This is a genomic window from Roseiflexus sp., assembly GCF_057785375.1.
On record NZ_JBYNRX010000080.1, the window covers coordinates 85,755 to 98,906 of the forward strand.

At 59.7% G+C, this 13,152-nt stretch carries 9 protein-coding genes; 2 read left to right on the top strand and 7 right to left on the bottom strand.

Annotated features, from left to right (window positions below):
- Positions 1-21: 21 nt before the first annotated feature.
- The 6 genes from AC3EA7_RS14665 to AC3EA7_RS14690 all read right to left on the bottom strand — a co-directional run bounded on the left by AC3EA7_RS14665 (position 22) and on the right by AC3EA7_RS14690 (position 7,860).
- The gene (locus AC3EA7_RS14665) at positions 22-1,221 is read right to left on the bottom strand and encodes a hypothetical protein (protein ID WP_488614809.1); all 1,200 of its coding nucleotides are present in this window, start codon (positions 1,219-1,221) and stop codon (positions 22-24) included.
- A gap of 218 nt (positions 1,222-1,439) precedes the next feature.
- Complete coding sequence (locus AC3EA7_RS14670) at positions 1,440-3,347, bottom strand: hypothetical protein (protein ID WP_488614810.1); 1,908 nt, start codon at positions 3,345-3,347, stop codon at positions 1,440-1,442.
- 112 nt (positions 3,348-3,459) lie between these two features.
- Positions 3,460-5,559 (bottom strand): ATP-binding protein, encoded by a 2,100-nt coding sequence (locus AC3EA7_RS14675; protein WP_488614811.1) that lies wholly within the window; start codon positions 5,557-5,559, stop codon positions 3,460-3,462.
- A gap of 11 nt (positions 5,560-5,570) precedes the next feature.
- On the bottom strand, positions 5,571-6,713 hold the full coding sequence (locus AC3EA7_RS14680; RefSeq protein ID WP_488614812.1) for a DNA double-strand break repair nuclease NurA: 1,143 nt from the start codon (positions 6,711-6,713) through the stop codon (positions 5,571-5,573).
- Positions 6,714-6,856: 143 nt separating this feature from the next.
- On the bottom strand, positions 6,857-7,093 hold the full coding sequence (locus tag AC3EA7_RS14685) for a hypothetical protein (protein ID WP_488614813.1): 237 nt from the start codon (positions 7,091-7,093) through the stop codon (positions 6,857-6,859).
- 59 nt (positions 7,094-7,152) lie between these two features.
- Positions 7,153-7,860 (bottom strand): PIN domain-containing protein, encoded by a 708-nt coding sequence (locus tag AC3EA7_RS14690; RefSeq protein ID WP_488614814.1) that lies wholly within the window; start codon positions 7,858-7,860, stop codon positions 7,153-7,155.
- 84 nt (positions 7,861-7,944) lie between these two features.
- Here AC3EA7_RS14690 and AC3EA7_RS14695 point away from each other — a divergent pair, with 84 nt between their 5' ends.
- Positions 7,945-8,640: an ABC transporter ATP-binding protein gene (locus AC3EA7_RS14695; protein ID WP_488614815.1), complete on the top strand. Its 696-nt coding sequence runs from the start codon at positions 7,945-7,947 to the stop codon at positions 8,638-8,640.
- Here the strand turns inward: AC3EA7_RS14695 and AC3EA7_RS14700 are convergent.
- Positions 8,624-11,530, bottom strand: coding sequence for an insulinase family protein (locus AC3EA7_RS14700; RefSeq protein WP_488614816.1), 2,907 nt, complete (start codon positions 11,528-11,530; stop codon positions 8,624-8,626). The genes AC3EA7_RS14695 and AC3EA7_RS14700 overlap by 17 nt on opposite strands.
- A 679-nt stretch (positions 11,531-12,209) precedes the next feature.
- Between AC3EA7_RS14700 and AC3EA7_RS14705 the strand changes: the two genes are divergently transcribed.
- On the top strand, positions 12,210-12,857 hold the full coding sequence (locus AC3EA7_RS14705) for an RNA polymerase sigma factor (protein ID WP_488614817.1): 648 nt from the start codon (positions 12,210-12,212) through the stop codon (positions 12,855-12,857).
- Positions 12,858-13,152 lie beyond the last annotated feature (295 nt).

Here is a 13,152-nt window from a genome sequence, read left to right on the forward strand (position 1 = left end):
AGACAGGGTTGACTACGACTCTTAAGCACGCGACGCCGACCTTTGCAGGCGCGGCGCCGCATGGAATTGATACCAGTTGATTGCGCAGCGTATGTCATCTTCATCGAGTTGTCCCTCTTCCATCCGTGCTGCGTAATGCAGGAGCGCGCGTCGCGCTTCAGGTGACGCGACGCGCGGCAGCGGCGTGATCGCAGCGACGATCTGCCGTTCCACATCGGTGAGCGCCGGTGTGCTGATGGCATCGAGCGACTCGAACCGCCCGTCGGAGGCGGCAAAGATGCGTTTGCGCAGCAGTTCCGCCAGAAGATCGGGGTCCCAGACAATACGGGCAATCTGTGCGGCAATGGCGTGCGTTTGGAGATACCCGGCAATGTGTGGTTCGATGATGTCAGGAGCGAAGAGTTTGATGAAAACGTTCCGTTCTCGCCACATTTTGGAATAATCACATAGATCGGCGACCCATTGCAGCGCCAGCCGGTTGTCTGCCTGATTCTCGTAAATGGCATCGACGCCGTCGATCAGGATCAGGACGTGACCGAATCCCAGGGCGCTGGTCGTCAGATCGACGAATGTACTGAACAGGTCCTCCGGTTGCCCACGCATGGCATCGGCGTCGATCCGCCCAACGACATCGCAGAAACGGCGGAGCGCTTCCGGCAGCGGCGGCGCGGTGAGCGCATAGGTTCGCTCGAGGAGCGGGGTCAACCCGGCAGGCGTGCCGGTTTCACGCAGCACGTCCAGGTAATACTCGAGCGGACCGGGCAACCCGGCGCGGAGCAAGCCGACGATAGCGCGAATATCGGCGGGGGCAGCTCGCAACAACCGTTCCGGTCGAAACGCCAGACCGGTGAGCAACGCGCATGTTCCGGCTTCGAGCAGCAGGCGCAGATGCTGCGCAGCGGTTGGCGGCGCGCCTGTCAGCGGCGCCGCACCCAGGTTATACGGCAGCGGGAAAGGATAAGCGCCGCCGATATCGTACCAGCAGGTACGGGTGACGGCGACGCGCATCGCCGTTTTGCCGCCTCCCGGCGGCGCAAAAATGACCGCCGGCGCAGCATCCCAGACGGTGCGGAAGATGTCGAGGTTGACCGTGTACTCAGAGAGGTGCGGATCACTCGAGGCTTCCAGGTGAACGTAGGGGTCGAACCGCAGACCAATGCGCCGAAACCAGTCGGCGGAAAGGGTCTGTGTGGAGGGATGATTGTCTTCTAAAGCGTTCATAAACAATCTAAAGGTGTAAAATGTTTTTACACGCCATAGCCATCAATGCAGCAACTCCGATAGCGTCCTGCCGCACAGCGCTCTGACCTCACAATCGCAGACAAATCTTGTCTTGCGGACGCACGTCCCAAACGTGTCGAATGTGACGCCAATGGTCAGTATACTACGCGCGCCATGCCGCCCATTCACACACTGCTATCAGCTGCATCACCGCATTCTCACCAGAACCTCACATGCTGGCGGTTGAGCAACCTGTCGGAATGCGGCGTCGATCGATCAGCACCGGACAGCAACGGATCAAGCTGACGAAGAACGATCTGCTCCTGAATGCCGCTCTGCAACCCGGCGCGTCGGAGTTGTTGCCGCACTGCCTGCGGCGAACCGCTCAACCACACGAACCATTCCGCCAGCAGCGCCTGTTCATCTTCCGGCAACCACAACAACACCCCCGGCTGATCGACGATCAGTCGGACCCACGTTTTTCCCGCCGCCTGCGCGACACGGCTCAACAGCGCGGGGTGTCCTGCGGTATCGTGGTCGAACAGCGTCACCATGACCGGCATCTGTCGTGCGGTTGGCTGGTGCAGTTCGTGATAGAGTGCAATCGCAGCGACATAGCGATCAAATCGGAGTCCGACAGCCACCAGCAATTGTGACTGTATTATAGCCGCTCGTTGCGCCGCCGGCAGGGTGACGCGCTCCAGAAAGGCTTGGTGAGCCTGCAACTCGTGTGCGTCGAATGGGTGCATCTTCAGCCCGTTGGCTTCCAACCAGGGAGTGACCGATCGCGTTCGCAAGACCCTTCCCGGCTCAGGTGCGATCGGCGCCCACGCGAAGGTCCAGGGAAAATGACTCGTCAGATGCCTGCGTATGCGGGGATCGTTGACCGCCAGTTTGCTAAGCGCAGCGTCGGCTTCATTGCCTGGTGCACGAATCGTATGCAACAGACATTGTTTCGCTTCATGATCATCGGGTTGCGATGCCATTGCCTCGAGCGCCGCCGCTGCGAGTTCATTTGCGTCCAACCAGAAGCGATTGAGCAGAACTCCACAGACGCGCAGGATGGTTTCAGCCTGTTGCTTATCTGCCGTGCGCGCGTCCGACAACCGGTGCGGCAGATCCGTGAGGCGGTCGTCCTTCGACGCATACGCCCGTATGACGAGATCGAGGGCGGTGGCGCAACGCTGAACATCGCCGGCGCGATAGTACTCGGCTGCGTCGTGCAACAGACGTTTCACGCGAACCTGCGTCGCCGTGGTTGTCAGTTGCTGGTTTTGCTTCCTGAGAGCCTCGCGCAATTCCTGGCGCGCCTGTTCCTCCCAGCCTTTCCTGGCTTCCTGTTCCAACGTTCTGGACACAAGCGCCCATTCAATCAGGTCACGCTCAAAAAGATCGCGTAGTTCTCGAATGCGCTCACGCTGCTGACCGACGCGCGTCTGCCGTCCTTCGTTGAGCAGTTGCCAGCCAATGCCGAGCACGGCTGACGCCACTGCCAGCGCCAGCCCGGCATCGCCGAAGAAGCGAGTCGTAAACACACGCCAGTAGAACGCCGCCCGCGTCTCACGCGCGATGGTCAGCGGCTGCGTCAGCAATTCCTTCCCGCTTGCATCACGGACGGTCACATCAACGACCACTCGCTCATCGCTGTTCGACCGCAGCGGTCCAAGACGCACGTCTTGCAACCGCGATCCGCCGTTGACACCGAATGTCAGACGCGGCTCGCCCGACATTCCGGCGGCATCAACGAACAGGAGCGTGGCGCTGCTCAGTTCGACAGTGACGGTCAGTGGTGCGGCGCCGGCGTTGCGCTCGATCCAAACGGTCAGCGTCGGTGGATCGGTCTCAGGCGCGTCGAACCGGAGCGTATGCGGGTAACGGATGAGGAGATGATGCCCGGCAAGCGGCGTCCGGATTGTGTCGAATGCCTGCGCGGCGGCGACATCCTCCTCAACCCTGACGAGCACGGAATAGGACACCAGAGCGACGGAGATGCTCACGAATACGGCGGGCCACAGTCGATCCTTCTGGCGCTGCGCCGTTGTGTCGGGGTATTTTGCCGCGTCGAGCCACATGAAGAGGACAACGGCAACCGTGAGGAGCGCCGGCACCACCCAGCATGCCAGCATGAGCGTTCCCCCCTTCTGCGGACATATGCACCCTCACATATACATCAGGCAGCGCCGTTGCGGTGCAACGGCGCACCACGGCGCATGTCCCATGTCGAACGCGGGACGGCGGTCACCGATTGACCCTGATCCACGTTTTGCCCGTAGCCGGATTCTTGAACGCTTCCCATCCTGCGGGCTTGGGTCCGAAGATGGCGTTCATCGCCTTCGAGACCAGGTTGTAGGCGAATTGACGGCGGTCTTCCAGGTGTTCCGGCAAGCAGTCGATCAAGAACTGTTGGACCCCATACCAGGGCATGCCGTTTGGAGATTCGAGTTTCTGGCGGATCTCGCTATTGTGGCGCAGGGCTTCAATGGCGCGTTGTTCGATTGTCGCCATGACATCGATCGACCCGCTTTCGGCTGCTTCTGGAAACAACTCGTCTTCGGCTTCGGGAATGCGCGCGATGGTTGCAGACTGGCCAACGCCGGCGAAGATGCGATGCAATGTTTGGGCATAGGTATGACCGGCGGGGCGGTTGTAGGAAGGATCGCGCATCGAGTACAACTGCTCGAACGACAGGACACGAATGCTGACCGGATACGACTTGCCGCCAACTGAACTCCAGAATATTCCCTGACCAGGAATAGGCTCATTGAGCAGCGAACTCAACACGTCGTCGCTGAAATGGGCATTGGCGCGTTGCAGGGCGATGAGATCCGCTGCCGACAACAGGTGGAAGATGAACCAGTTATCCCCCTGACTGAGGATTTCGACCGGAATGCTGCCGGGCTGCTGGGTGATCAGCAGTGCGCCCAGGTCGTACTTGCGCCCTTCCTTGACCCAGGCGATGTACGGCTCGGCGGCGGATGTCTTGTCGTGCAGCACGGATTGTGCTTCTTCAACAACCGCGATGGTTGGGATCGTCCTGGGATCGGCTTCGGTAAACTGCTGCTGGTTCCGGTCGAAGATGCGGCGCAGGATCAGACCCGAAAGCGTCAGCGACTGGTTGCCGCGCATCTGCGAGACGTCGATGATACACAGTTTCCCCTCGGAGAGCGCGTGGATCAGCATGTCCATCAGCTGGCTGCTTTTGTCGTGCAGCATTTTCACAATCACCGTCATGTTGCTTCGGGCTGCCACCGCCTCGGCTTCCTGCCGCTGCGGATCGAGATCGAGCAGGCGGCAGACGTCGTCCAGCGGTGCAGCGTTGCCGTTGGCATCGATCAGGTTGACCAGCATCTCCCAGCGCTCCTGCGGCAACCCGCGCAGTTTGCGCACATTCTGCTGCTCCTGGCGTTCTGGATCGAGCGCAATCGAAACCACATCGGACGGGCGGAGGCGGCGAATATCCAGTTTGATGCCGCCCGCTACGAAGGACTGGTAAAAGGGACTCGGACTCTTCCGCTCAGTAAAGACGACGATCTTGTCTTCTAACTCAGGAACATCGCACAAACCCGGTCGTCCCTTGTCGTCGGACCAGAAATACTCGCCGTCTGGATCGAAGATGACGGTTCCCACCGGAACCCGTTTGCCGCCGCGTTTGGTGACGAAGGGGGTCGTCTCATAGAGTTTCGAGAAAAGCAGTTTGTTGAGGTTCGATTTGCCGAAGCCTGCGCGGGCAAAGATAAAACTGCGCCGCGATACCAGCGACTCGATTGGGAAGCGCACCAGTATCTCCGGTTTGAGCACCTGCATCCATTCGCGCGGCTCGAATGTTTCGCTGCCGGCGGCGTAGACGTACTCACCCAACGCGAGATGGCCAATCGGCACCCCATCGATGGTGTGACCGGCGATCTCGCGCAAGACCTCATCGCTCGGAAAGGCGACCCGGCTGCCGACGTGAGGCAACCAGCGATGCGATGGGACGAAGGTCAATCCCGCGCCGTTCCGCCGCAGGACGCCGAGCACTCGAATGTTGACCCGATACTTCACGTACTGCTCGCGCAGATCTTCGGGGATCGGGCGATCCTCGCGGATGGCGCGCAGGTTGAACTCCTCGCCAGAGCCATACGCCAGCTTTCCCTCCGAGGAAAACGAGGCGATCCGACCCAGCACCGCTTCATCGGGCGTCTCCAGCTGCACAAGGAGGAATTGCCCGTGCATCGGGATGTTCTGGAAATCATTCCGGTACGGCAGGACGAGATCGGCGTGGAACTCCAGCCCGCCATGCTGGAAGCCGCGAAAGATGCCGACGACTTTATCCTTCGGAAAGAGCTGGATGTCTGCCATGTCGAGCGCCCTCATTCGTACCGTTGTTGCGATGGATCAGGATCGAGCAACTGAAAAGCGTCCAGAATGCCTGCCTCTGTGCCGAGGGTCGATCGCACCCCTTCGTAGATGAAATCCTGGAGCACATCGAGATCAAAATCGACCAGCGCCGCGTTCTCGTGCGCCTTCTGCAAGCAGCGCGGGTAGTGCGGAATCGGAAATCCGTTCACGGCATCGGCGAGCAGCGAACCAAGAATTTCCTGAGCATTGCCTGTCTGTGGCTCGAAGATGTCGACGGGCCAGACCGGGTCGTGGCGATACGACCCGAACTTCACCAGAAACATCCTGCCGCCGACATACCCGGCAGGGTCGTCGCCTTCGCCAGCATAGTCGCCGCCCGGAGCGAAATCCGCCCGGAAGTAGGACTTCTCTTCCAACTCACGCGGCACCTCCACATACGCCGGGTAGTCGGTGTGCAGCACCCCCTCGAGCGCCATCGCCAGGCGGTAGCGGGACAGCACCTTGCTGTGCTTGGCGACGCCGACGAGGTGGATACGGCGACGATTGTTCCTCCAGTGCGCATCGACGCGCTCTTGCATACCGCGGAGCAAGCGCTGAAACAAACCTCTGGCGAACACCACACTGCGCAGCAATCCATCACGAACAATCAGGGTATCGGCGCCAAAATCCTTCTTCAGGATAGCGAACAAGACGGCCCACTCGACCAGTTCGCGGTACGCCTCTACCCAGCGGCGAGAAACCGGTCGTTCCTGGTTGGCTGACCGGATCATGGGCGAAAGTTCCGTCAGGCTGTCAACACCCAGAAAGCGCATCATCTCGCCAAGCGCCGTGCGCGCTGATCCATCGGGAGCGAACTGACGCTCGTTGAGCCGGCGGATCGGGGTTGTGGGAGACACCGCTTCCAGGCAGTACTCATTGTTACTGCTGTCCACCACCCGCACCAGATGGATCAGGAAGGGATCAAAGCGCAGTTGGTGGTTGCCGCCGTCGGCGCCGATCAGTGAGATGGATGTCGTGGCGCGCGGCTGAATACGGCACGTCGCATGCTTCAGCGAGCGAATCTCTGCGCGCAACCGGTCGAGCACCCGCCGATCAGCGCGAATGCACTCGGCAATGGCTTCGCGTAGTTGCGACTGGCTGGCGGGGTCGATCATCTGTCTTCCGTTGAATCCCTACAACCACCTTTGTGCAATGGTGATACGATTATACATACCTGCGTTCATGATGTAAAGCGTTTTCTGCCAGGTGACCATCGCCTTCGCCTTCAACCAGAGAGCAGAGCCAGGAAGTCGCACGCTCAGCGCGGCAGATGGCAGGCGATCCGCTGATGGGCATCTTTTTCGATGGAGATAACGTCCTTGACACATAACCCGATAATGATAGCTTCAACTTCGGAGTCGGTCAGTTGCCTGCGGAACAGTGCGTGGATGTGGTTGCGCAACGTTGCCAGTCTCGAAGGTCGAGCGGTGCGGTATTTCTGGAGGTTTTCGATAACAAGGCATATCTTTTCATCTTTGCTCAATTGAGATGGCAAAACGCCGCTCGATGTGACTTGTACAGTGCTGGTGTTCGATGTTGCCCCGTTCGCCCCGTTCACCGGACTGGGGGGTGTGTCGTGTGAAATGGCATAGCGCCGCAGGCGTTGACAGCACTCCCATTCTGACCGTTCGTCGATACGACAACCGTACCTTTCATCGATCCGGCAGGATATGCGCAGGCAGCCTCGCCATTCACCGCCTTCACCACTGCGCCGTTCGGCGCTGCCGGGGCGTGGGCGCCGTTGAGACGCGGGGCGCTGCCATTGGTTGCGTTTGCGCCAGAAGCGGGAGAGCCGTTCTGGTCGGGGATCGATGGAGGCGCCGCGCCGGGAAACGCAGGAGAACCTGTCGATTCGGGCGTTGATGCCGGTGGCAGCGGAGCAGGAAGGGCTTTCTTGATGACGGGGATGTCCAGCACATCCTTGAACCGATGCGCCTTGACATGTTTCGCTCGCAGATGCTGGATGAGCGGGTCGTAGCCCGTATCTTTGGATATAATGTGAAAGTACGCCGCGGAGTCGCGCACTGCCAGCACGCCAAGGTAGAAGGCGATGTGGAAGTCGAGCGCATTCGAGCCATTGCCGGAAAGCTTGACATACGTGGCGCGCGATCCCATGCGTTGCATTGCCGCTGCGAATTCGAACGGCACTGATTTCTGGCAGGCGCCAACAAAGACGATCACACGCATCTGCTTGTGGTCGAGCAGCGGCAGGAGATTGGGCTGGACGTTCTCGTAGTCGATGAGGACGTAGTTGGTAACCACAGGAACTCCTTTGCTCTTCCGCAGCGTTCACCGTCAGTGTATCTGAGATTCATTACCGGTTTATAACCGTACAAAGGCGCATTCATGTCCATGAAACCGCTCATCGAAGTTCGCGATGTTGTTAAGATCTACAGGATGGGAGATGTCGAGGTGCATGCGCTGCGCGGGGTCTCGCTCACTATCGACGAGGGGGAGATGGTGGCGATTATGGGACCGTCGGGCAGCGGCAAGAGCACCCTGATGAATATGCTCGGCTGCCTGGACCAGCCGACATCAGGCGTCTATCTGCTGGACGGAGTGGATGTCGGCAGTCTGGACGACGACGCGCTGGCAGAGATCCGCAATCAGAAGATCGGGTTCGTGTTTCAGCAGTATATGCTGCTGCCGCGCACCACGGCGCTGCGCAACGTCGAACTGCCGCTGCTCTACAGCAACGGCAACGGGCGCGATCGCACAGCGCGCGCGCGCGCGGCGCTCGAAGCCGTCGGCATGGGCGATCGCATGCACCACAAGCCGAATGAACTTTCCGGCGGGCAACAGCAACGTGTCGCCATTGCGCGCGCGCTGGTCAACAATCCGCGCATCATTCTGGCGGACGAGCCGACCGGCGCGCTCGACACGAAAACCGGCGAGGAGATCATGGCAATTTTCGAGCGCCTGAACCGCGAACGCGGAATGACCGTGATTCTGGTGACCCACGAGCATGACGTCGCCCGTCACGCAGAGCGAATCATCCACATGCGCGACGGGCAGATCGCCGACGTTACAGCACGCGGGTGATCTCGGCGAACAGCGCGCGTTCCTGGTTCGCGGCAGTGATGGCGTCTTCGCCGCCCATCACGACGAGCGCCGCGTTGTCGCGCAGCGTATCGAGCACATCGGCGAAGGCGCGGAAGTCGGCCGGCGTTGTGCCCAACACCTCGTCGCGCACCTGCTGGCGGTAGGCGTCATCGTCGCCGACCAGGTAACGCGCCATTGCCGTGAAGCCGCGCGCATCCGGCAGCTGGTAGGCGTCAAGGTCGGCAATCACGCCGATAATGGCGCGCGTCAACTCTTTCTCACTCAGGTCGAGCTGGCGCAAAAATGCGGCGGAACGGTCGTACACATCGATCGTGCGCAACAGATTGGGATCGCGGTACGACGTGTAACTGAACATGCCCGAACGCGGGTCGAACGAACAGAAGCCGCCGTATGCGCCTCCCTGCTCACGGATCTGCTCCCACAGCCAGGTTGTCATCAGGTAGCGCGTCACCACCAGCGCCGAGCCGTGCAGCCGATACCCCAGGCGGTACAGGTCGGCGCCTTTAGCGACATAGTTGACATTCGCAGGAATGATCAACCCTTCCGATGGCGCGCCCTTGTGCGGATTCCACGCAGCCGGCGTCGGCGTCCCGACCGGCAGGCGGTCGAGGAACGCTTCGAGATGGGGACGGAACCGCTCCCATCCGGCGGCATCCACCGTCACATTGACCAGCAGCGCGTTGCGATCGACCAGCCGCACGCGCATCTGTTCGAGCACCGCGCGCACCGTTTCCCAATCGTCATCAATGGCCTGCTCGATCCGGCGCAGGAACAGCAGGTAACTGACGCCGCCGATCTGCTCGGCGACCCAGTCGGCTTCGCTGAAACGCGCACGCAGGCGCGTGCTGACGACGGCATGGCCGGCGGGGATCAGGCTGGCTTCGTGCGCGGCGCGCTCTTCGCGCACAATCTGCCGGATGCGCTCACGGTTGTCGAGCCGCGCCGACAGCACCACATCGTGCAGAATGTCGAGCAGCGCATCACTCTTTTCGACGATCGCTTTGCCGCGCAGAAACAGCCAGGCGGCGCCAATGCTGCGTCCGCGCATCGCCGAGGTGAACGACTGCGGGAAGATGCCGCCGGTATCACGCCCGATGCGCTGGATGAGCTGAATGATATCCTCGCGCTGCGTGCCGGTTTCGAGGAGCGCGCGCCCAAAAATGGTGACATACGGCAGAAACTCCTGCGGCAACGCGCGCAGGTTCATACCAATGTCCACATACACGATGCCGCTGGTGAACAGATCGTGGAGCAGCACACGCGTTGCGCCAATCTCCAACGCTTCGGCGGGGATGGTCTTGATCGTCCGGTCGAGGTCGGCAATCGTCAGGCCAGGCAATGACGCGAGCGCCTCCGGCGGGTCGGGGGTTTCCTGGATCTGCTTGAGACGCGCGGCAGTTGCGTTGATCGCTTCGATCTGTGCATCATCGAGCGTTGCGCGGATCGCTGCCAGGCGTTCGCGTTCGGCGGCGTTCTGGCGATTCGTCAGTTCCAGATCGGGAACGAGCACCACCGTCGTGCGATGCGGGTTGCGCAATAGCTTCTGCTCGATCAGGCGCTCGAAGAAGCGTTCCCCGTCGCTCAACCGCTGCTTGACCGCACGCAGCGGCGCCTCGAACATGAGCGGCGCCAGCGGATCATCGCCGTAGAGCCAGGTGTCGAGCGCGCGGATCAGCACTGCCAGACCGCGCGGATAGGAACCGGTATTGTTCTCGCGCAACTGAAACTCGACGGTATTGACCGCCGCCTCGATCGTTTGCGGATCGATCCCGTCGCGCGCCAGGCGTCCCAGCGTCCCGATAATCAAATCCTCGGCTGCGCTGACATGCTCGCCTTTGACCCCTTTCAAGCCGACGGTAAAGTAGGTCTGCCGCAGGCGAGCGAACCCGGAGCCGGTGAGGTTTTCACCCAGACCGGAGTCGATCAGCGCCTTACGCAGTGGCGAGGCTGGCGTGCCAACCAGCGCGTGCTCCAGGATGTCGAGCGCCAGCGCCTCTTCGATGCCGGGCGGTTCAGGGAGCAGCCAGTTGACCGTCACCATATGCTTGCCAGCGCTGTTCGGACCGGCGGGATAGGGAACCTCAACGTGCTGCGGTTCGCTGAGCGGCGGTTGCAACGGGATCGTCGAGTCGACAGAGATACGCTCGAATGGGGACAAGACACGATCAAGCAGGCGCAGGCGCTCCTCCGGATCGTCATCGCCGTAGAAGAAAATCAGCGCATTCGAGGGGTGGTAGTAACGCTCGTGGAACGCCTTGAATTGCTCGTAGGTCAGATTCGGAATCTCCGCCGGATCGCCGCCGGAGTCGACACTGTACACATGACCGGGGAAGAGCGAACGCTGCACTGCCAGGTAGAGCACGCGGTCGGGTGACGCATTGGCGCCCTTCATTTCGTTGAACACCACGCCACGATAGCCGAGCGAGTCATCCTCGTTGACCTCGTAGCGCCACCCTTCCTGCTGCAACACCTCCGGTGTAATGCGCGGGTGGAAGACGGCATCGAGGTACACATCGACCAGATTGTAGAAATCCTTTGTATTTGTGGACGCAACCGGATAGACCGTTTTATCCGAATAGGTCATCGCATTGAGAAATGTTTTGAGCGACCCTTTGAGCAACTCAACAAACGGTTTTTTCAGAGGATATTTTTCGGACCCGCAGAGCACGCTGTGCTCAAGAATATGCGCCACACCGGTCGAGTCGGGCGGCGGCGTGCGGAAGGCAATGCCAAAGACCTTATTTTCATCATCGTTGATCAGGGAGAGCAGCTCAGCGCCGGTTGCCACGTGGCGATACAGGCGCGCCAGCGAGTTCAGTTCAGGGATCTGCTGCTCGCGAACCAGTTCAAAGCCATGGAATACGTTCATCGCTGCCTCGATTCTTTTATACACAAGTGGCATTGAGAGGCTATCCAAAAAATCGCCGCGTGACGTGCGGCGCTTCGACCCACCCAGCGACCGCTAGATGGACGAAGGCAACGCCTTCGCTTGCCCAACGAGATTTTCCAGACAGACACGTATTGAAAATTGTGACTTCACTACAAAAAGCAACCACGAAGGTCACAAAGGGACACAAAGGAAATGCTTTTCATTTTTATTCACCTTCGTGTGCTTTGTGTCCCTTGTGGTTAAGCCTTTTTGCAGTGGACTCAAATTGTACCAGATTTATCCGAAGGAGGCGTCCTCTCTTCTTCATGAGAGCGAGCCGATCAAACCTGCGCTTTGCGCGTGGCAACACCTTTCTCACCCCTCTCTCCCACAAGGTGAGAGGGGGGATCTATCGACCGCGCGCCGCCACGCCGCACACCCAATCCTGTGCAAGACAATGATAAACCTGTGCAACCTCTTATCAACTAATCCTTTGGCTATCTCGTTTCATTTGCTTCCTGATGACCAAAAACGCCTTTCAGTCCTGGGATGAAAGAACGATGAGAAACCTGTTCAAAGCCTTTTCAAAACATTGACAATACAGTGCATGGGGGGTATAATCTGTGCAAACAAGTGCAGAGATGTTCGCCATAGCAGGGGAAGAGAAAGAGGGTCTTCCATGGACAACCAACACACTAGTGAACACATCCGCCCAGCGACCACAGCGCCGTTATCATCGCGCACCGATACGCCAGACGATCACGTGCTGATTGCAGCAATTGCCGAAGGTGACAGCAATGCGCTCGAAGTGCTTTATGATCGCTATTCGTCTGTGATCTATCGCATGGCGCTGCGGATGCTGAAAAATCGTGAACTGGCGGAGGAGGTTGTCCAGGAAGTCTTCTGGCGCGTCTGGCGACGTAGCACAAGCTTCGATGTCGAGCGCGGGCGTGTAGCGCAGTGGTTGTTCGGAATTGCGCACAACCTGTGCATCGATGAGTTGCGCCGCATGCGCGCTCGCCCGACCCAAGTCTATGAGGATGTCGATCAACCGGTTATTCAGCAACTTGCCGATGAACAGACCGATGTGCCAGAAGCCGCGTGGGCCTTCGAGCAACAGCGCGTCATTCGTGATGCCCTCGGTCACTTGCCCGAAGCGCAGCGACAGGCGGTTGAACTGGCGTATTTTGGCGGTCTGTCGCACCAGGAGATTGCCACGAAACTCAATCGGCCGCTTGGTACGATCAAGACGCGCGTGCGTCTTGGGTTGCAGAAACTCGGGACGCTGCTGATGGCACGCGGGTTGCAGCCGGGGGATGCGTCGTAAGGACAGTTTGAGTGTTGCCAGGTACTTGGTTGGGTGGGAGAAGGCGGCGCCTTTGCCCACCCAATTGACTTTTTCAGGCACGCGATCAGCCAATGATACCCACGCGGTGCATGCCGGATGTATACAGAGAGAATGCGATTGTTGATCTATGGTAGCGCACCTGCACGCTTGGCGCACATACAGGTTGAAGCGCTGCGCTCCCTGAGCGGAAGCGCATCTTTTTTGCCCGGCGCCGTTCAGTAAGGGAGAAATAAGGCAAACCGGAGATGCGCGGTATAATAGGGGCAGGAATCAC